The organism is Mesorhizobium sp. M0001, from assembly GCF_040324255.1.
Lineage (GTDB): Bacteria > Pseudomonadota > Alphaproteobacteria > Rhizobiales > Rhizobiaceae > Mesorhizobium.
In genome coordinates this window covers 58,560-74,825 of the sequence record NZ_JAMYVS010000011.1, presented here as the reverse complement: position 1 = coordinate 74,825, position 16,266 = coordinate 58,560, and the positions used below count along the sequence as shown (strand labels likewise).

The following is a 16,266-nucleotide window of genomic DNA, read 5'->3' as shown; positions in this document are numbered from 1 at the left end:
CTCACGGACCCAAAACCTCAGGAGACGCAACTCATGACCTTCTTCAGTCACCTCAAGAAAGCGGCGATCGCCACCGCTTTCGTGCTCGGCGCGACAGCCGTCCATGCCGACGAACAATATTTCCCGCTGCAGAGCTACCGCGTCGGCCCCTATGCCGCGGGCGGCACCGGCTTCTTCGGCGGCTTCATCGACTATCTCAACCTGATCAACATCCGCGACGGCGGCGTCAATGGCGTCAAGCTGACCTGGAGCGAGGGCGAAACCCAGTATGAGGTCGAGAAGGGCGTCGAGGTCTACGAACGGTTGAAGAGCAATCCCGGCATCGCCGCCTGGAACCCGCTCTCGGTCGGCATCGCCTACGCCATGATCGACCGCATCACCGACGACAAGGTGCCGCTTATCACCATCAATCACGGCCGCACCGACACCACCGACGGTCGGGTATTCCCTTACGTCTTCCCGCTGCTGCTCAACCCCTACAGCGAAACATCGGGCATCGTGAACTACATCGCCTCCAAGGAAGGCGGCCTCAACAAGCTCAAGGGCAAGAAGATCGTCGTGCTCTATCACGGCTCGCCCTACGGCAAGGAGACGATCCCGATCTATGAGCTGCTGTCGCAGAAATACGGTTTCGAACTGTCGCAGATCGAGGTTCCGCACCCCGGCAACGAGCAGCAGGCACAGTGGCTGACGATCCGTCGCGATCGTCCCGACTATGTCGTGCTGCGCGGCTGGGGCGTGATGAACCCGGTTGCGCTGAAGACCGCGCAGAAGACCGGCTTCCCGGCCGATCACATCGTCGGCAATGTCTGGTCCAACTCTGAAGAGGACGTCATCCCCGCCGGCGACGCCGCCAAGGGCTACACCGCCATCACCACCCAGGCGTCTGGCGCCGACTACCCGGTCGTCAAGGAGATCGTCAAGACGGTCTACGACGCCGGCAAGGGCAATCTCGAGGACAAGAGCCGCATCGGCTCGGTCTACCACAATCTCGGCATCGTCAACGGCATCCTCAATGTCGAAGCCATCCGCATCGCGCAGGCCAAATTCGGCAATCGCACGCTGACCGGCGATGAGGTCCGTTGGGGCTTCGAACACCTCAAGCTCGACCCGGCGCGCGTCGAGGCGCTCGGTGCCAAGGACCTGTTCCACTCGATCAACGTCTCCTGGGACAATCACGAAGGTGACGGCTACGTGACCTTCCAGCAGTGGGACGGCAAGAAGTGGAACGTCGTGTCCGACTGGATCGCGCCGGACTGGAAGCTGCTGCGCCCGATCATCGAGAAGTCGTCCGAGGCCTATGCCAAGGAAAAGGGCCTCAAGATCCGCACGGCCGAAGACGCCGATGCGGTGGTCAGCAACTGAGTTTGAAGAGCTCACGGCCGGCCCGCGGGCCGGCCGTGCCATCCATCTTCGCAGCGGAGTTATCGATGTCCAGCCCGGAAAATCCGATCCTGTCGATCAGCCGCGTCGAGGCCGTCTACAACGGCGCCATTGCCGCCCTGCATGGCGTCGACCTCTCGGTCGGCAAGGGCGAGATCGTGGCGTTGCTCGGCTCCAACGGCGCCGGCAAGACGACGCTGTTGCGCGCCGCATCCAATCTTCTGCCGGCAGAGCGCGGCTCCGTCACTGCCGGCCGGATCATTTTCGATGGCGAGGATGTTTCTAGGGCAAGTCCCTCGCACCTCGTCCGCAAGGGCCTGGTCCAGGTTCTCGAGGGCCGGCACTGCTTTCGCTCGCTGACGGTCGAGGAGAACCTTCTGACCGGGGCGCTCGGGCGTTCATCCTCGCGCGTTGGCGTGAAGGCCGACCTTGAGCGTGTCTACGCGCTGTTTCCGAGGCTTCTCGAGAAACGGCGCACGCGGTCCGGCCTCACCTCCGGCGGCGAGCAGCAGATGACGGCGATCGGTCGCGGACTGATGTCGCGGCCGAAACTCTTCGTGCTCGACGAGCCCTCGATGGGGCTCGCGCCGCTGATCGTCGACGAGATCTTCAGCGCCTTGAAGCGGCTCAATCGGGACGAGGGTCTTTCGATCCTTGTCGCCGAGCAGAATTCGGCGGTGGCGCTGAAATATGCTGATCGTGCCACCGTCCTCGAAAACGGCAAAAGCGTGCTGGAAGGGTCGGCTGCCGACCTGCGCCAGCGCGACGACATCAAGACCTATTATCTCGGCGGCGCGCCGCTTCCATCGCAACACTTTCCCCAGGAGACTGCAGCATGACCATCCAATCCAAGCAGCCGTCCGACGCGCGCGTCGCCGTGCCTCCGGTCGAGCGCCCGTCGGCCAAGGCGCATATCATCAAGACCGATGCCGAGGCGATCGCCATCGCCGAAAAACTTGCCATTGAATTCGCTAGGGAAGCCTCGAAGCGGGACCGCGAGCGCATCTGGCCGAAGGAAGAGCTCGATGCTTTTTCGCAGAGCGGCTTGTGGTCGATCAATGTGCCGAAGGCCTATGGGGGGCCGGAGGTGTCCTATGTGACGCTGTCGAAGGTGATCACCATCATCTCGACGGCTGATCCCTCGCTTGGCCAGATTCCGCAGAACCATCTCGGCGTGGTCGCCGCCATCCGCACGGTTTCGGACGAGGCGCAGAAAAAGCTGCTCTTCGCCGAGGCACTGTCCGGCACGCGCTTTGGCAACGCGTTTTCCGAGTTCGGCTCCAAGCGTGCCGCCGACTTCGAGACCAAGTTCGTCGATGCCGGTGACCATGTCGTGGTCAACGGCCAGAAATTCTATTCAAGCGGCGCCCTGCTCGCCCATCTGGTGCCGATTGTGGCGCTCGATGACGAGGGGCGCGCCTGGTATGCCATCGCCGATCGCGGCGCGCCCGGACTGACCGTCATCGATGACTGGTCGAGCTTCGGCCAGAAGACGACGCTCTCCGGCACGGTCCTGCTCGACAATGTGAAGGTGGCGAAGACGCATCTCGTCCCCGGCTACAAGGGGTACGACAAACCGACAGCCGACGGACCCATCTTCCAGATCATCCAGGCGGCGGTCGATCTCGGCATCGCCAAGGCGGCGATCGACGAGACGGTCAGCTTCGTGCGTACCAGGTCGCGCGCGTGGATCGACAGCGGCGTCGATCATGCCTGGCAGGATCCCTATACGATCCAGGCGATCGGCGACCTTCGCCTGCGCGCCAATGCGGCCGAGGCTATTCTGGAAAAGGCCGGCCTTGCGGTCGACCGCGCCGTGGCCGATCCTAACGCGAAGACGGTCGCGGAAGCGCAGATCGCGGTCGCCGAATCCAAGATCCTCACCACCGAGATCGCCATAAACGCCACCAACAAACTGTTCGAACTTGCCGGCACGCGATCCACGCTGGCCGAGCACAATCTCGACCGCCACTGGCGCAATGCCCGCACCCACACGCTGCACGATCCGGTGCGCTGGAAATACGCGATCCTGGGGAACTATTACCTGAACGAGGTGAACCCGCCGCTCCACGCCTGGAGCTGAGCGGGAACGCCGTAAAGTCACAAAGGACTATTCATGAGCGCTGCCACCCCCTCCAGGATTAAGGTCCTGTGGTTTCTCCCGACGCATGGCGACAGCCGCTACCTCGGCACCTCCGAGGGCGGCAGGGCGGTCGATCTGCCCTATCTCACCCAGGTCGCCAAGGCCGCCGACGCCATCGGCTATTATGGCGCGTTGCTGCCGACCGGGCGCAGTTGCGAAGACAGCTGGGTGGTGGCGTCGGCGCTGGCGCCGCTGACGCAGCGGTTGCGCTTCCTCGTCGCCGTACGGCCGGGTCTGCAATCGCCGACGCTCGCCGCGCGCATGACCTCGACACTCGACCGCATCTCCGGTGGGCGGCTGCTGATCAACGTGGTCACCGGCGGCGATCCGGTCGAGAACAAGGGCGACGGCATCTTCCTCAGCCATGATGAGCGTTATGAGGTGACGCGGGAATTTCTCGACATCTACAAGGCGGTGCTGCGCGGCGAAACCGTCGCCTTCGAAGGCAAGCATTTCCGCATCGAGGATGGAAGGCTGCTGTTTCCGCCGGTGCAGACGCCGCACCCGCCGCTCTATTTCGGCGGCTCGTCGGAGGTAGCCAATGCAGTCGCCGCCGAGCAGATCGACAAATACCTCACCTGGGGCGAGCCGCCGGCGGACGTCGCCGCCAAGGTCGAGCATGTGCGGGGCCTTGCCGAAAAAGCCGGCCGCGAAGTGAGCTTTGGCATCCGATTGCATGTCATCGTTCGCGAGACCAATGACGAGGCCTGGGCCGATGCCGATCGGCTGATCAGCCGCCTCGACGACAAGACGATCGCCGAGGCACAGAAGGTTTTCGCCCGCATGGATTCGGTTGGCCAGTCGCGCATGAGCCGGTTGCATGGCGGCAGCCGCGACAAGCTCGAAATCAGCCCGAACCTTTGGGCCGGCGTTGGCCTCGTGCGCGGCGGCGCCGGCACCGCCTTGGTCGGTGACGCGGCGACCGTGGCAGAACGGATCGACGAATACCGAAGGATTGGCATCGATACCTTCATCCTGTCCGGCTATCCGCATCTGGAGGAAGCCTATCGCTTCGGCGAACTGGTGCTGCCGCTGCTGCCGCTCGATCACGAAATCTCGACCCGGCCGACGACGGTGAACATGGGACCGTTCGGCGAAACGGTGGCCGGAGATCATCGACCATCGGCGCTGCGCGCGAGCCAGTCTTGAGCGCTTCCCGCAGGGCTGGGAAACTGACGGTCGCCATCATTGGCGGCGGCTTTTCCGGCGCCGCAACCGCGTTTCACCTGGCGCGGCTGCTGCCCGCCGATGCAGCCGATATCGTGGTCGTCGAACCCCGCGAGGCGCTCGGCTATGGTCTGGCCTATTCGACGGCCGATCCCTCGCACCGCATCAACGTGCGGGCGTCCAGGATGACGCTGATCTCAGGTGAGGAGGGCCATTTTTCCGACTGGCTGGAGCAGACCGGCGCTATTCTGGACGATACGCAGGCCATCGCCGCCAGCGGCGCGATTTACCCGCAGCGTCGGGTCTTCGGCCGCTATGTCGAATCCCACCTGCAGCCCTTCCTGCAAAGCAAGGCGATCCGCCATGTCAGGGCCGAAGTTGCTTGGGTCGAGCGCAGTGGCGAGGGCTACCGGCTTGTCCTGTCCGATGGCGCAACGCTTTCCACCGATGCTGTGGTGATCGCGGCGACGCATCCATTGCCGGCCCTCCCGGCGCCGCTGCGCAGCGTGGCCTCAGTCGCCGGATTGGTGGCCAATCCCTACGATCTCGAACGGCTGCAGGCGATCGGCCGCGACGACCGTGTTCTCATTGTTGGCACCGGTCTGACCTCGGCCGACGTCATTGCAGCCCTCGACCGTAGAGGTCATCGCGGCCGCATCACGGCACTGTCGCGCCATGGCTATCGCTCGCATGTGCAGGCCGCCATGCAGGGCGACCCGATAGGCGACTTCACCAGCCTGCCTTTACGCAGCGCCACGGTGCTGCTCAGGCGCATCCGGGCCACGATCGCGGCAGCGACGCGACAGGGCGAAGACGGGTATCCGGTCCTCGACGCTGTCCGGCGTCAGGGGCAGTTGATCTGGCAGGCCTTGCCGCTCGCCGAGCAGCGCCGCGTGGTGCGCCATCTTCGCGCGCTCTGGGACGTGCATCGTTTCCGCATCGCGCCACAGGTAGCAGTCGTGCTGGATCGCCGCCTTGACGAGGGGACGCTCGCTTATCGCGCCGGATCGATTGTCGAGGCCGAAGAGGCCGACGGACGTATCCGCGTCACGCAGCGGTCAAGGCGCCGACACGACCTCATCGTTGAGACGTTCGACAGCGTGATCGTGACGACCGGGCCGGCGCATGCGGACATTCTTCGCACCAACACGGCGATTGCCGCCCTTGGACATCTGGGCCTGGTCCGTCTTGACCCAACCGGCCTTGGTCTCGACACCGACAGCCACGGCCGCGCGGTCGGTAAGTCAGGTCACCCGGCCGACAATATTTTCATCAGCGGACCGCTGGCGCGCGGCAGCGTCGGCGAGCTGATGGGCATCCCTGAAGTCACCGCCCATGCCGAGAGCATCGCCACCGAAATTCACCAATGGTTGGGTTACCAGACGGCGTTGCGTCGCAGGGCGTCGTGAAGGTGCAAACACGATGAGGCTATCCAGATGACACTAACCGAACGCATTCTGCCGGATGAAACCCGGATCTCCCTAAAATTTGCGATGCGACACCTGGCCGGAGCCGTGTCCGTGGTCACCGCAGGCATCGGCGACGAGCGGACGGGCGCAACAATTACCACAGCCCATTCCTTGTCGGTCGAACCGGAGGTGATGGTCGTCAGCATCAACCTGAGCTCGTCGACATGGGCAGCCATCACCGGCATCGGCACTTCTGCGTGAATGTGCTACGCGCCGACCAGATCGCGATTGCCGACCGTTTTGCTGGTCGAGGCGGCCTCAAGGGGCAGGCTCGCTACGAGGGTGCACGCTGGTCCACCCTTGCAAGCGGCGCATTGGCGCTCGAAGGTGCGCTTGCCGCAGTCGATTGCACCGTCGAGGATACGATAGTTCGCCATAGCCATGCGCTAATCCTCGGCAGCGTCCGGCATGTGGTGAGCGGAGAGCCTGGCCCGGCGTTGATCTATCATCGCGGCGCCTATGGATCGTCGTGAGCGGGTTGGTACGTGTCGTTTTCTGACAGCCATGCAAATCTCGGAAAAGTGACGCTCGCGATGCTTGGCCTTCTGGCATACCAGAACCGCGAATGATCCGCGGCGCGGGAGCACGTAATTCAAACAACGGATGCCTTGAACCTCTGCAGATCGCCGACTGCAACAACGATTAAGAGGCTTGCTGATCGGAATCGTCGCAGGTCCTTCCTGGGCATTACTATCCGCGCCGATAAGCGGACGTAAAATGGAGGACACGCCAGGAACGGCTTGCGTCACCCCCCGAGGCAGTTTGCGGGCGCCGACCGGGCGGGCGGGTTGTATGATGCCCGGCGTGTTGGCCGGTTTAGAATGGAAGCTTGATTTCGCCCAACGAGAGAGGCCTACCGGCCGCTATGAGCGCCGCAACCGTCTCTCTGTCCTGTTGCCGGCGCTTCACGAGGCCGTTCAGCACCCTGTCGAGAGATATCGCCCCGGCGCCGGCTACGGCCAGGACGAACATGCCGCCCGCTATGGCGAGATCCTTTTCGAGATGCAGCAATTCGTTCTGGTTGGCGAAATTGGTGTGGAACAAAGCTGCCGTTGCCAAACAGAACAGTCCGAGCGCCACCGCGCCCAGACGCGTCAGCAGACCAAGGCCGACCGAAAAGCCAGCTCCCAGCTGCAGCGCTATGGTGGCTATTAAAAGCGGCAGGCTGACGCCGAGCGCCGCCATCGCCTTGGCTGCACCGGCGAAATGCGTCGCCAGCTCCAGGCCTTCATGCACGAAGAGCAATGAGAGCAGCAGGCGACCCGTCAGCAGGGTCAAGTCGGTGAGATGTGGTTTCCAGGCGGTTTGTGTCGTTGTCACGATGGGCTCCAGGCAATGGGAAAGGGGCAGGCGCCTTGCAGCACCTGCCTGGTTTACTTTGTCACCTTGGTGTCGATGGCCTTGTGGAGGTCTTCGAGTTCTTCACAGCCGGCGGGACACAGCTTCTGCAGCGACGCCAACTGCTCGTTGGCCTTGGCCATGTCGCCGGTCTCTACATAGAGTTCGCCCAGATATTCGCGGGCGGCCTTGTGGTCGGGCTTCAGCTCGAGCGCCTTGTTGTAGTAGGTCAGCGCCGTGGTGAAATCGCCCGTCTTGCGCAGCGTGAAGCCGAGCAGGTTGTAGACGTCGGCCTGCTGGTTGTCCTGCGCGAGATCACGCAGATCGGCCAGCGCGCCCTTGTAGTCCTTGACGGCGATCTTGGCCTGGACGGCGGTGAGGTCGGGTGCATCGGTGCCTTCGAGGTCGTCGACCGCATAGGCCGGCATGATAGTGGCCACGGGAACGACGGTCAGCACGGCAATGGCGCCGAGCAGGCCAAACAGGGCGTGCTTGCCCAGATAGGATTGCTTCATCATCTTTCTCGCTTGGGTTGGGAGCTCGCGCTCAAATCTGAACTGGGGTGAAACCATAGGCATTGCCGTCTTTCACGAAGACGCCGGTGCCGGGGAACGGGAAATGCGAACCCGAGATCCGGATGTTGTCGGCGATCACGCGATCGATCAGCTTGTGCCGCGTGGTGATCGCCATCGGCCCGTCCTGGTCGTAACTGCCCTGCCACTCCGGATGCGGCGCCAGAAGGGCGGGCACATACATGGTGTCGGCCGAGATCATCAGCTGTTCCTTGCCGGAGTTGGCGAGGTAGACCGAATGTCCCGGCGTGTGGCCGGGCGCAGCGATGATCTGGATGCCGGGTGCGACTTCGGCGCCGTCATTGACCAGCTTCCAGTTCTTCCATTTCGGAAAATTTTCGGCGACGCGCTTGCCCGCCGGCTTGCGGCCTTCCGGCAGCTTGGCCAGCCGGCTGGGGTCGGTCCACCAATTGTATTCCGTGGCGTTGACGATCAGCTCGGCATTGGGGAACACCGGTGCATCGGTCCCCTTTTCCATCAGGCCCCAGACATGGTCGGGGTGGAAATGCGAGATCATGATGGTGTCGATCGTCTTATAGTCGATGCCGGCGGCGGCCATGTTGGCCGGCAGATGGGTGGCATTGGTCTGCCATTGGCCGACGCCCGATCCGGCATCCATCATGATCAGCCTGCCGTTCATCTTGAGGACGATGACGGTGAGCGGGATGGGCATGAAGTCTGTCGTCAGGCCGGCCTTGGCAAGCGCTGCCTTGGTGTCCTCGACGGAAACATCCTTGATGAAGGCCGGGTCGTGCGGCTTGCGCCAGATGCCGTCATAGATGGCGGTGACCTCGATATCACCGACCTTGTATTTGTAGAAGCCGACGGTCGGCTCGACCGACGTTTCGGCGAAGGCGGGACGGGTGAATTCCAGCTTGCCGGCCAGACCGAAGGCGGTCGCGGCGAGCGTGGTTCCAAGCAACGTGCGACGTGTCATCATGAACATAGGTGATCTCCTGCAGCCTTATGGGGTGATGATGGAGAGCCAAAGGTTTGGCTCTCCATCGTGAGTGGTAAGAGAAGATGTTCGGAAGGGTGCCTTCAGCGGCCCCAGATGCCGTCGTTGTTGTGCCTGGTGATGATGTCCTGAACCGACCCCTGGCGCGGCCCGGTCGTCACCATGGTGTCGACGCCGGCTTGGCGCGGGGAGGGGGAAATGGAAGCAGTGGCATTGGTGTCAACGGTAGCGACCGGCTGATTGGAGTTGTTGCCGCCATGGTCGCTGCCGGCAAAGGCAGCGGTTGAGGCAAGCAGCATGGCAGCCACGCTGAGAGCGAGCTTGGTCATTTCGGTAGATCCTTTTTTCGTTTCTTGGGTGCGTGCCGGGAAATTGGCCCCGCTAACAACAAGACCCATCAGGACATCCCTTTATTCCCGGGCGGCGCGAAATTCTTTTGAGATTTCCCGAAAACAGGGGCCGGCGTCCGCCCCGAACTGGAGCCGACGCTGCACGAGGACGCGTTCGACGTCGGCGCCATGCTGCTGCCGTGGTCTGTCACCCGGGCAGGAACGTCAAGGCTAGCGCAGGTCGGCACTCGATATCGGTTGGAGTGCCGACGGTCGGTTATCAGCCGGGGACGACCGCGGCGCGGAAGCGCGCCACGAAGTCGTCGAGCTCCGGCCGCTCCATGTCGGAAATCGCCCAGTAGGAGAAGGCGCCGTCGCTCCATTGCACCAGCGAGAAGCCGCCCTCCGAGAGATCGACGGGGTCGGTCACCGCCCCGGCATTTTGCGGCTCGGCGACAAGGGTGATCAAATGCTCGCGGTGGCGATAAACCAGCGCCGGCATTGCCCGGCCGCCGATGACCTCGACCCTGCCACCGATGAGCGCAAATCCGTCTTTCACCATATTAGGAGCCGGCGGCGAAAGGCCGAGCCTTGCATCGAGCCATGGCTTTACGGTGTGCCGGTCCGACGAGACTACATCGACGGGGCTGGTCGCCAGCAGGCTGCGTTGGTGGCCGCTGGCCACGCCTGCGGCAAAGCTATCGGCTACGCTAGGCTGCATCGCCCATTGCGTCGCGCCGCTGGCCAGAACAGCGCTGATCATGATCGAGGCCGCCATGGCGCGCCAGTCGAATGATCCGAAGTTGCGCGCCGACCACCACGTTCGAGCGGACTTCGCCCGTATCGGCGCTCTGGGCCGCAGCACCTCGACGCTGCCGGATGCTGCCATGGCTGCAATGCGCGCGCTGAACTCGTCGCTCACCTGGGGCTTCGTCAGCCTGGCCACAGCCCCTTGCAAGACCATGATGCGGGCATGTTCGGCCGCCAGCTTGGGATCGGCGGCGATGCGCCGCTCGACAGCCATGGCCGCGGCGGCGTCAAGCTCGCCATCTATCAGCGCGTGCAGCATCAGGTTCATGCCGGCGGCGTCCTCGGGCAATCCATCGTTGTGCGCACTCATTGCGCCCTCCCAAGGTCAGAGATCAGCAGGCCACGCGCCCGCGCCAGCCGCGACATCACCGTGCCCATCGGCACGCCCAGCATGGCTGCGATATCGCGGTAGGCGAGGCCATTGACGTCGCGCAGCACGAGCGTTTCTCGAAATGGTTGCGGCAGAGCGGCGATCGCCGCTTCCAGGGCCGCCACGTCTGCCCTGGCAATCAGGCTCGCCTCCGGGCTTTCGCTCTCACTCAGATCGACTGCGTGAGCGGCGCTCACCTCGTCGAGATCACCGAGGTCGCCCACCGAGACGATGCTGCGCGGGCGATTGCGCGCCAGCCATGTGTAACACGAGTTGCGAACGATGGTGAGCAGCCAGGCACGTGCATTGCCGCCGGCATAGCTTGCGATGTTGGCGTGTGCCTTCATGCAGGCGTCCTGCACGACATCCTCGGCGTCGGTGGCATTGCCGGTCAGCCAGCGGGCCAGCGAAAGCGCGTCGGCGAGATGGGGCATTACCACTTCGCCGAAGCGGTCGGCTCGCGCATTGCTGCTCAGCATCGGTACACCGTCACATGCGCCTCGCCTTGAGTGCTCATGGGGCGAGAATGGTTCTGCGTTGCGATCGAACCCAGAGGAAACATCCCGGGTCGCCAACTGCGTTGAATGTGAGGGCAAACGTCGCATCGGTGTCAATCACGCACTGGACCGCAAACATGCATCCAGATGGATGCTTCTCGAGCACAAGCATTGCCGAATTCACGACCCATTTCGCATGCGCGGCACCTGAGCTTTCCCGATCCCGACCGCGGCAGCACCTTCGGCAGACAGGTGAGCCAGCCGGCCGCAGGCGGCCGACCTATCGCCTTCCAGAGGTCCTGGAACTCGTCGACCGATACCGTCGTGCTCGGCAATGTGTGGGTTTGCAGTGCGGCGTCCCTTCAAGGTCAATCAGCAGCTCATGCATGGAGGACCAGGGCAAGCGGCTTTTTATTCCCGGACAGCGTGATTCTTTCTCGGCGATGTGATTGGTCCGGGCGCCCTGGTTTTGGCATTGCGTTTGATGAAACTACTCGATCGTCCGGCGTCAATCCCAATCCTGCAGAACCAGCTTATTCGTGAGATGCACTACTGGCTGCTGACAGGTCGCCACGGTGCAGGCATCCACGCGCTCGGGAATCACCGACAGCCATGCAAGCCCATCGCGCCGGCCGTCGCGCTTATCACCCGCGAGGGATGTTCGAAACAGCTTTGGCAAGAACCAGATCGCGGCCTAGGTCACGAGCTTAGACTGCCTCCAACCTTGCTGGGGTGGTGCCGACTCCGTGATTGAGAGCGGCATGGAACGGCCGAAACGTTTTTGCGCGGGATTGTAGCAACAACGTGTCGAATTTGGTAACTGCTCGTACGCGAGCCGCTCGCCCCTGGTACTGGGCAAGCGATCTGCACCGGGCAAAAGGGGCAGGGGCTTGAGTACACAGGTTGCGGCGACGGCCAACTGTACGATCCGGAATTCGGGCCATGGGATGGATTCCTTGGTTTGGGAATGGGACTGCTCGCTGCACCCTTGCCCTCGTCACGACGGTGCTAAGGCTGCGGCGGCAGTTAACGTTTCGACCTACTAGGCCTTCATACACGAGGAGCCATTGCGTCGCGCCGGCGGCCAGGAGGTTCGTGGACACGCCAAGCTGCGTGGGTAGTAAGATACTCGATGCCATCACTACGCGGGATTGACGGGTTGAGTGTTCCCGGACTGAAGTTTTTGGACAGGTGGGTTGCCGAGCAATTCCCCATTGCGGCGCCAGACGATCCGATCGCCGCCAGCGACTTGGCAGATCAATTGATGAAAGCGCCGAGAAGCGGCATCGTAGCGCCGGCTTCAACCGCGTGTGGTTATGTACCATGAAGTAGCAGAAAATGTGTTACGCGTTGCGATACCTATTGTGATACAAATTGCCCACCGTTACGAAGAAAAACATAGTAAATACAATCGTGTAGAGCCGAAGCCGATCCAGCCAACGGTAACCATCGAATTTCCCGCTAAAGTCTTGATTGCCGATCCCGGCGATCCACGGGAGATCAAGACCTGTATGGCGCTGTCGGCAGGGCAGGAAGACCCTGACTGCACACACACCGCGGTGCAGATACCCGCGCCGCATCTAAGGTTTCATTTTACTCCAGCGGTTCGTCGGTCGGCCGAGGCGTCGTGCCTGCCTGACGAGGACGGCCGGCATTGCGATTTGCAACGCGGCTGTCGAGTGGCGATCTGGACGCTTCCTGGGCGCCAGCGGTCTTGGGCGCCGTCGGCTTGGCGCCGGAATCGCTGTCTTCAGCATCGCGACGGGGATGTGGCAGGCCGGCGGCCTCAGGCGATCTGACCGAAGGTGTGGCGGCCGGGTTTGTCGATACGGGTTTGTCCTTGGCCATTTTCAACTCTCGCCTTTTCAGCATGCAGATGGCCGGACAACAAAGTCGGGCCATTGGACAGAACGGTCAGCTGTGCGGGCGCATCACGACTTTGATGCAGCCGTCCTCCTTGTCGCGGAAGGTTTTGTAAAGTGCGGGCCCGGCCTTGAGGCCAGCCCGATGGGTGATCACGAATGACGGGTCGATATCGCCGTTCCGAACTTTCTGCAGCGATGTCGCGTTCATCCTGGATCGTCGGATCGGCCACCTGTTCGCAACGTATGTCGCCTTTGCCGTGCCATGTCAGGGCCTTCATGTGCTGTTCCTTGACGACAAGCTCTGCGAGCCCGAACTTGGCTTGATGTGAAATGTTCCCGCTTCCAACGAGCATCCGGCCTCAACCCTTGGCGGCCGAGCCGGGTTCGGCCATGCCGCAATGCTGCTCGGTCAGGGTGCCGGCCGGCGTGCCATGCGCCGCTGCAACCTGCAGCTTGTTTTTCCAGCCGCTGATCGCCTGCTGCCACGACCGCATCCCTGATCGCTTCGCAGGGCAGAGGTTTGGCGCAAGCGCAGGATCTGCTATCGCGCCAGAATCGCGGCGACAACGAACACGACGGCGGCAACGACGACAAGCGCGACAATGGCCAGCACCGGGCCGTTTTTACTCGGGGCCGGGGCGCGCTCGGCGTCCGGCCGCCGCATCGCATTGGCGAAGCTTGCTTGATTAGCGAAAGCCGGCGTGCCCGTCGCTGCCGGAACCGGCACGGCGCAGGTGTCTGCTGCTTCGGCATCGGTTTCCATAGGCGCCGCCGCCGGGTCGAATCCCGGCGTCTTGTCCTCTGTCACCCCAGACTGAATATCGCCTCTGTCTTCGGCCGGGTTACGTTCGACGTTCATGATGATGCTCCTGCCGCTGGCCCGGGCTTCCCCAACCGCGAGCGGATCAGGATGTTCCATCGGGCGGGATCGCCAACAACGAGGAGCAAATTCAGATAGCCTTCAAACAGATGTCCCTGGTGGCAACGCGGGCCTTGCAACCGGTCAGCACCGGATTGGTGGTCTCGTTGTAGTCGGCCATGGTCGGCAACGCGGCAGATTCGGCAAAGTTCCAGTCTGGCTCGCAATGCCCGCTTACGCACACCGCCGCTCGTTGACCTTGAGCTGGCTCGTTCCAGCCACTCCAACCCAAATTGCCAGTCCGGCTCCCGGCGGCGCGCTGTTTGGATTCCGCGGGAACATCAACAGCGCCAGCGAGTTCGGTATGTGCAGCGAGTTCCCTGTTCGCCGCATGGCCAACATCCGGAGCTCTTGACTGCCCGCGTCTTCGCTCCTGGAGCGCGGGCCACTCCTCTTAGCCCAAGGTTGCGATCATGAGCAGAAACATTCCGGAAAAGCGGGCCAGGCAGGGTGGCTTGGGGCGACCGGTCCTTGGCGTGCTCTTGGCAGGCCTTGTCTTGGCGCTCGTTGCCTGGGGGATCGCTGAAATCTATGGCGAGCAGGCTAAGACACCGGCGACACAACAAAACAGCCGGGTTCCATCGCCAGATACTTACAGCCCAAATCCTGGCCAAACGGACCCTGCAAACTCCAAGGCCGATGATGTGAATGGCGAACCGGTGGACCGGAATCCCAAGCTCGACAAGGATCCCACGCCGCGATCAAGCACTGGCGGGGATCAGCCAGGAACGCCGCCAGCTCAACCTGCTTCGCCATAGCGTTCGCACTAGTTGATAAACACAATTCAAACAGATGCGGAAATGTGGAGCGGCGATTTCAGCCAATTTCAAGAGCCGGGTCTGTCAATAATCGCCGGCGCTCTCTGATAGCTGGGGAGCCACAAAACCTCCGCTGATTCTTACCGCTTGCTGGATGGCACTGACGGCTCCAGACCGACTGCGCGCTGTGTCACGCCGGCAGACCTTTGCACCTCTGGGCGCTTTTGAACTTGCAAGTCGATGGAATCGGGCAAGCTGGGTGTAGATGATGCAGTCGTCATCTTATCGAGGTCCGGCAGCAACACCATCTTTGCGTAGCGTGGAGGAACCAGATGGCCTCCGAAAACAGCGAATATCCCGCACACGAATAAAGCGAGAAGCAGGGCCGTAAGCACATCTGTGAAAATCTCGACAAATCTCATGTGCTCGCTCCGCGCGTAAGGATCCCGCCGCGCTCTCGACAGGAAGAGCGGCGGGATCCTCAACCGGCGATGAAGGGACTTTGATCGACGGTCTTCTCCTAATGTGGCTTCCGGTTGCGTGTTCCCTGGTTCGGACCTTATCCACCGACTATGGGACTAAGGTCCGGAACCTAAATGGAACCAATGGGGAAGAGCGGAATCCATGTGCCTTTAAGAGGCTTCAACCTGAGGGCACGACGGCTGATCGTCAGCCTCCCGCCAGAGACAGTCCACGGGCGCGCTCGCGCAGCAACGCAAGCAGTTCGTCGCGCCGTGGCTCCGGCGTGTCGACGGGTAACACCAAACACAAGGTCCTTTTGATGGCGCCGTGGCCGTCACGGATGGGGGCCGCCATGCACCAGGTGAAACGGTCGGCCAAGGCTGTGGTCTCGCTGAAACCCTGCCGGTGGGCCAAGGCAACATCGGCAAAGAATTCGGCTGGTGCAATGATGCGGCCGTCGGGAAGCCTGTAGTCGCCAGATGGGATGAAATCCCTCAACTCTTGCTCGTTCATATGGCCGAGGAGCAGCCGTCCGGATGCCGTCCATGGGATCGGCACCTCAACCCCAACATCGCTTGAGATCCGGAACGGGCCTGGGGAATCTCGGCAGTCAAGAACGACGTATTTGTTGCCACGCAGGCCGCATAGCTGGACCGTCTCGCCTGTCTCGGCGGCCAACTTATCCAAGGTCTCGATGATGCGACGGTAATGGGCATTGTGATGTGAGTAGGCCCAGCCGAACAGATGCATGGCGCGTCCGAAATAGACGTAACCTTCACCGCCGACGTTTTCGAGCATTTCGGCGTCGAGCAGGCTGTTGACGATCTCGTAGGTGGTCGAACGCGGCGCGCCGATCATTTTGGCGATGTCGCCGACGCGCATTGGCGCGCGGTGCCGCAGCAACGCCTCGAGCAGCATGATGACGCGGTCAATGCCGCGTCGTCGTTCGCCGTTGCGCGGCTCCGCGCCGGCTTCCTTCCCGATCGCATCGTTAGTGCCGTCGCTCATGACCATCCGCCAAAATCATTTCGGTTCTCGTCTCAAGGCGCTTGAAAGATGTCAAGGCTCGGTCTAGCATCCAATTTGTCCGATATACAGACACATTGTCTGAAATACCAGACAAACTAACGAGCCTGACGCAGACAAATCCCGAGGCGACACACGGTTTCCAAGATCCGGCGATCGAGGGGTTTCCTCGCCCTTGTTCTGCACGTCGAGGCCACAAC

The 16,266-nt window shown here is 62.3% G+C and carries 16 protein-coding genes and 2 pseudogenes; 8 read left to right on the top strand and 10 right to left on the bottom strand.

Going from position 1 to position 16,266, the window contains the following annotated elements; genetic code table 11:
* The first annotated feature begins 33 nt into the window (after positions 1-33).
* From NKK50_RS25145 to NKK50_RS25115, 7 genes are all read left to right on the top strand, one after another.
* Entirely contained in the window at positions 34-1,365 is a 1,332-nt protein-coding gene (locus NKK50_RS25145; protein ID WP_023746464.1) for an ABC transporter substrate-binding protein, read from the top strand.
* A 65-nt stretch (positions 1,366-1,430) separates the two neighbouring features.
* Positions 1,431-2,222: an ABC transporter ATP-binding protein gene (locus NKK50_RS25140; protein WP_023746465.1), complete on the top strand. Its 792-nt coding sequence runs from the start codon at positions 1,431-1,433 to the stop codon at positions 2,220-2,222.
* Positions 2,219-3,466 (top strand): SfnB family sulfur acquisition oxidoreductase, encoded by a 1,248-nt coding sequence (locus NKK50_RS25135; RefSeq protein ID WP_023746466.1) that lies wholly within the window; start codon positions 2,219-2,221, stop codon positions 3,464-3,466. The genes NKK50_RS25140 and NKK50_RS25135 overlap by 4 nt, the downstream gene beginning before the upstream one ends.
* A gap of 33 nt (positions 3,467-3,499) precedes the next feature.
* Complete coding sequence (gene ssuD, locus NKK50_RS25130; RefSeq protein WP_023746467.1) at positions 3,500-4,675, top strand: FMNH2-dependent alkanesulfonate monooxygenase; 1,176 nt, start codon at positions 3,500-3,502, stop codon at positions 4,673-4,675.
* Entirely contained in the window at positions 4,672-6,102 is a 1,431-nt protein-coding gene (locus NKK50_RS25125) for an FAD/NAD(P)-binding protein (RefSeq protein ID WP_023746468.1), read from the top strand. The genes ssuD and NKK50_RS25125 overlap by 4 nt, the downstream gene beginning before the upstream one ends.
* A gap of 27 nt (positions 6,103-6,129) precedes the next feature.
* Positions 6,130-6,363 carry a flavin reductase gene (locus NKK50_RS25120; RefSeq protein ID WP_023834046.1) on the top strand — a complete coding sequence of 78 codons (234 nt, stop codon included), beginning with the start codon at positions 6,130-6,132 and terminating at the stop codon, positions 6,361-6,363.
* Positions 6,327-6,635 (top strand): flavin reductase family protein, encoded by a 309-nt coding sequence (locus NKK50_RS25115; RefSeq protein ID WP_280806236.1) that lies wholly within the window; start codon positions 6,327-6,329, stop codon positions 6,633-6,635. The genes NKK50_RS25120 and NKK50_RS25115 overlap by 37 nt, the downstream gene beginning before the upstream one ends.
* A 343-nt stretch (positions 6,636-6,978) precedes the next feature.
* On the opposite strand, the gene NKK50_RS25110 is transcribed toward NKK50_RS25115, so the two are convergent.
* From NKK50_RS25110 to NKK50_RS25085, 6 genes are all read right to left on the bottom strand, one after another.
* On the bottom strand, positions 6,979-7,482 hold the full coding sequence (locus tag NKK50_RS25110; protein ID WP_023834045.1) for a DoxX family protein: 504 nt from the start codon (positions 7,480-7,482) through the stop codon (positions 6,979-6,981).
* Positions 7,483-7,535: 53 nt separating this feature from the next.
* Positions 7,536-8,015 (bottom strand): tetratricopeptide repeat protein, encoded by a 480-nt coding sequence (locus NKK50_RS25105; RefSeq protein WP_023670612.1) that lies wholly within the window; start codon positions 8,013-8,015, stop codon positions 7,536-7,538.
* Positions 8,016-8,046: 31 nt separating this feature from the next.
* Positions 8,047-9,018 (bottom strand): MBL fold metallo-hydrolase, encoded by a 972-nt coding sequence (locus NKK50_RS25100; RefSeq protein ID WP_023834044.1) that lies wholly within the window; start codon positions 9,016-9,018, stop codon positions 8,047-8,049.
* Between the two features lie 95 nt (positions 9,019-9,113).
* On the bottom strand, positions 9,114-9,359 hold the full coding sequence (locus tag NKK50_RS25095) for a DUF680 domain-containing protein (RefSeq protein ID WP_023670610.1): 246 nt from the start codon (positions 9,357-9,359) through the stop codon (positions 9,114-9,116).
* A gap of 280 nt (positions 9,360-9,639) precedes the next feature.
* Positions 9,640-10,479 carry an anti-sigma factor family protein gene (locus NKK50_RS25090; RefSeq protein ID WP_031204120.1) on the bottom strand — a complete coding sequence of 280 codons (840 nt, stop codon included), beginning with the start codon at positions 10,477-10,479 and terminating at the stop codon, positions 9,640-9,642.
* Positions 10,476-11,018 (bottom strand): sigma-70 family RNA polymerase sigma factor, encoded by a 543-nt coding sequence (locus tag NKK50_RS25085; RefSeq protein WP_352543988.1) that lies wholly within the window; start codon positions 11,016-11,018, stop codon positions 10,476-10,478. Before NKK50_RS25085 ends, NKK50_RS25090 begins: the two co-directional genes overlap by 4 nt.
* A gap of 463 nt (positions 11,019-11,481) precedes the next feature.
* On the opposite strand from NKK50_RS25085, the gene NKK50_RS31390 reads away from it, so the two are divergent.
* Entirely contained in the window at positions 11,482-11,790 is a 309-nt protein-coding gene (locus tag NKK50_RS31390) for an AraC family transcriptional regulator N-terminal domain-containing protein (RefSeq protein ID WP_502896565.1), read from the top strand.
* Positions 11,791-12,950: 1,160 nt separating this feature from the next.
* On the opposite strand, the pseudogene NKK50_RS25075 reads toward NKK50_RS31390, so the two are convergent.
* The 4 genes and pseudogenes from NKK50_RS25075 to NKK50_RS25060 all read right to left on the bottom strand — a co-directional run.
* Positions 12,951-13,079 (bottom strand): annotated as a pseudogene (locus NKK50_RS25075) (glutathione-dependent formaldehyde dehydrogenase); the annotation flags it as partial.
* 181 nt (positions 13,080-13,260) lie between these two features.
* A pseudogene (locus NKK50_RS25070) lies at positions 13,261-13,374 on the bottom strand (SDR family NAD(P)-dependent oxidoreductase); the annotation flags it as partial.
* A 68-nt stretch (positions 13,375-13,442) separates the two neighbouring features.
* Complete coding sequence (locus NKK50_RS25065) at positions 13,443-13,820, bottom strand: hypothetical protein (RefSeq protein ID WP_502896564.1); 378 nt, start codon at positions 13,818-13,820, stop codon at positions 13,443-13,445.
* A 1,427-nt stretch (positions 13,821-15,247) separates the two neighbouring features.
* Complete coding sequence (locus tag NKK50_RS25060) at positions 15,248-16,054, bottom strand: IclR family transcriptional regulator (protein ID WP_023723361.1); 807 nt, start codon at positions 16,052-16,054, stop codon at positions 15,248-15,250.
* Positions 16,055-16,266: the final 212 nt, after the last annotated feature.

What these genes read in the sequence shown, in the direction of transcription:
- NKK50_RS25145 (WP_023746464.1), top strand. Translation starts at nt 34, where the DNA reads ATGACCTTCTTCAGTCACCTCAAGAAAGCGGCGATCGCCACCGCTTTC.
- NKK50_RS25140 (WP_023746465.1), top strand. Translation starts at nt 1,431, where the DNA reads ATGTCCAGCCCGGAAAATCCGATCCTGTCGATCAGCCGCGTCGAGGCC.
- NKK50_RS25135 (WP_023746466.1), top strand. Translation starts at nt 2,219, where the DNA reads ATGACCATCCAATCCAAGCAGCCGTCCGACGCGCGCGTCGCCGTGCCT.
- ssuD (WP_023746467.1), top strand. Translation starts at nt 3,500, where the DNA reads ATGAGCGCTGCCACCCCCTCCAGGATTAAGGTCCTGTGGTTTCTCCCG.
- NKK50_RS25120 (WP_023834046.1), top strand. Translation starts at nt 6,130, where the DNA reads ATGACACTAACCGAACGCATTCTGCCGGATGAAACCCGGATCTCCCTA.
- NKK50_RS25115 (WP_280806236.1), top strand. Translation starts at nt 6,327, where the DNA reads ATGGGCAGCCATCACCGGCATCGGCACTTCTGCGTGAATGTGCTACGC.
- NKK50_RS25105 (WP_023670612.1), bottom strand. Translation starts at nt 8,015, where the DNA reads ATGAAGCAATCCTATCTGGGCAAGCACGCCCTGTTTGGCCTGCTCGGC.
- NKK50_RS25100 (WP_023834044.1), bottom strand. Translation starts at nt 9,018, where the DNA reads ATGTTCATGATGACACGTCGCACGTTGCTTGGAACCACGCTCGCCGCG.
- NKK50_RS25095 (WP_023670610.1), bottom strand. Translation starts at nt 9,359, where the DNA reads ATGACCAAGCTCGCTCTCAGCGTGGCTGCCATGCTGCTTGCCTCAACC.
- NKK50_RS25090 (WP_031204120.1), bottom strand. Translation starts at nt 10,479, where the DNA reads ATGAGTGCGCACAACGATGGATTGCCCGAGGACGCCGCCGGCATGAAC.
- NKK50_RS25085 (WP_352543988.1), bottom strand. Translation starts at nt 11,018, where the DNA reads ATGCTGAGCAGCAATGCGCGAGCCGACCGCTTCGGCGAAGTGGTAATG.
- NKK50_RS25065 (WP_502896564.1), bottom strand. Translation starts at nt 13,820, where the DNA reads ATGGAACATCCTGATCCGCTCGCGGTTGGGGAAGCCCGGGCCAGCGGC.
- NKK50_RS25060 (WP_023723361.1), bottom strand. Translation starts at nt 16,054, where the DNA reads ATGGTCATGAGCGACGGCACTAACGATGCGATCGGGAAGGAAGCCGGC.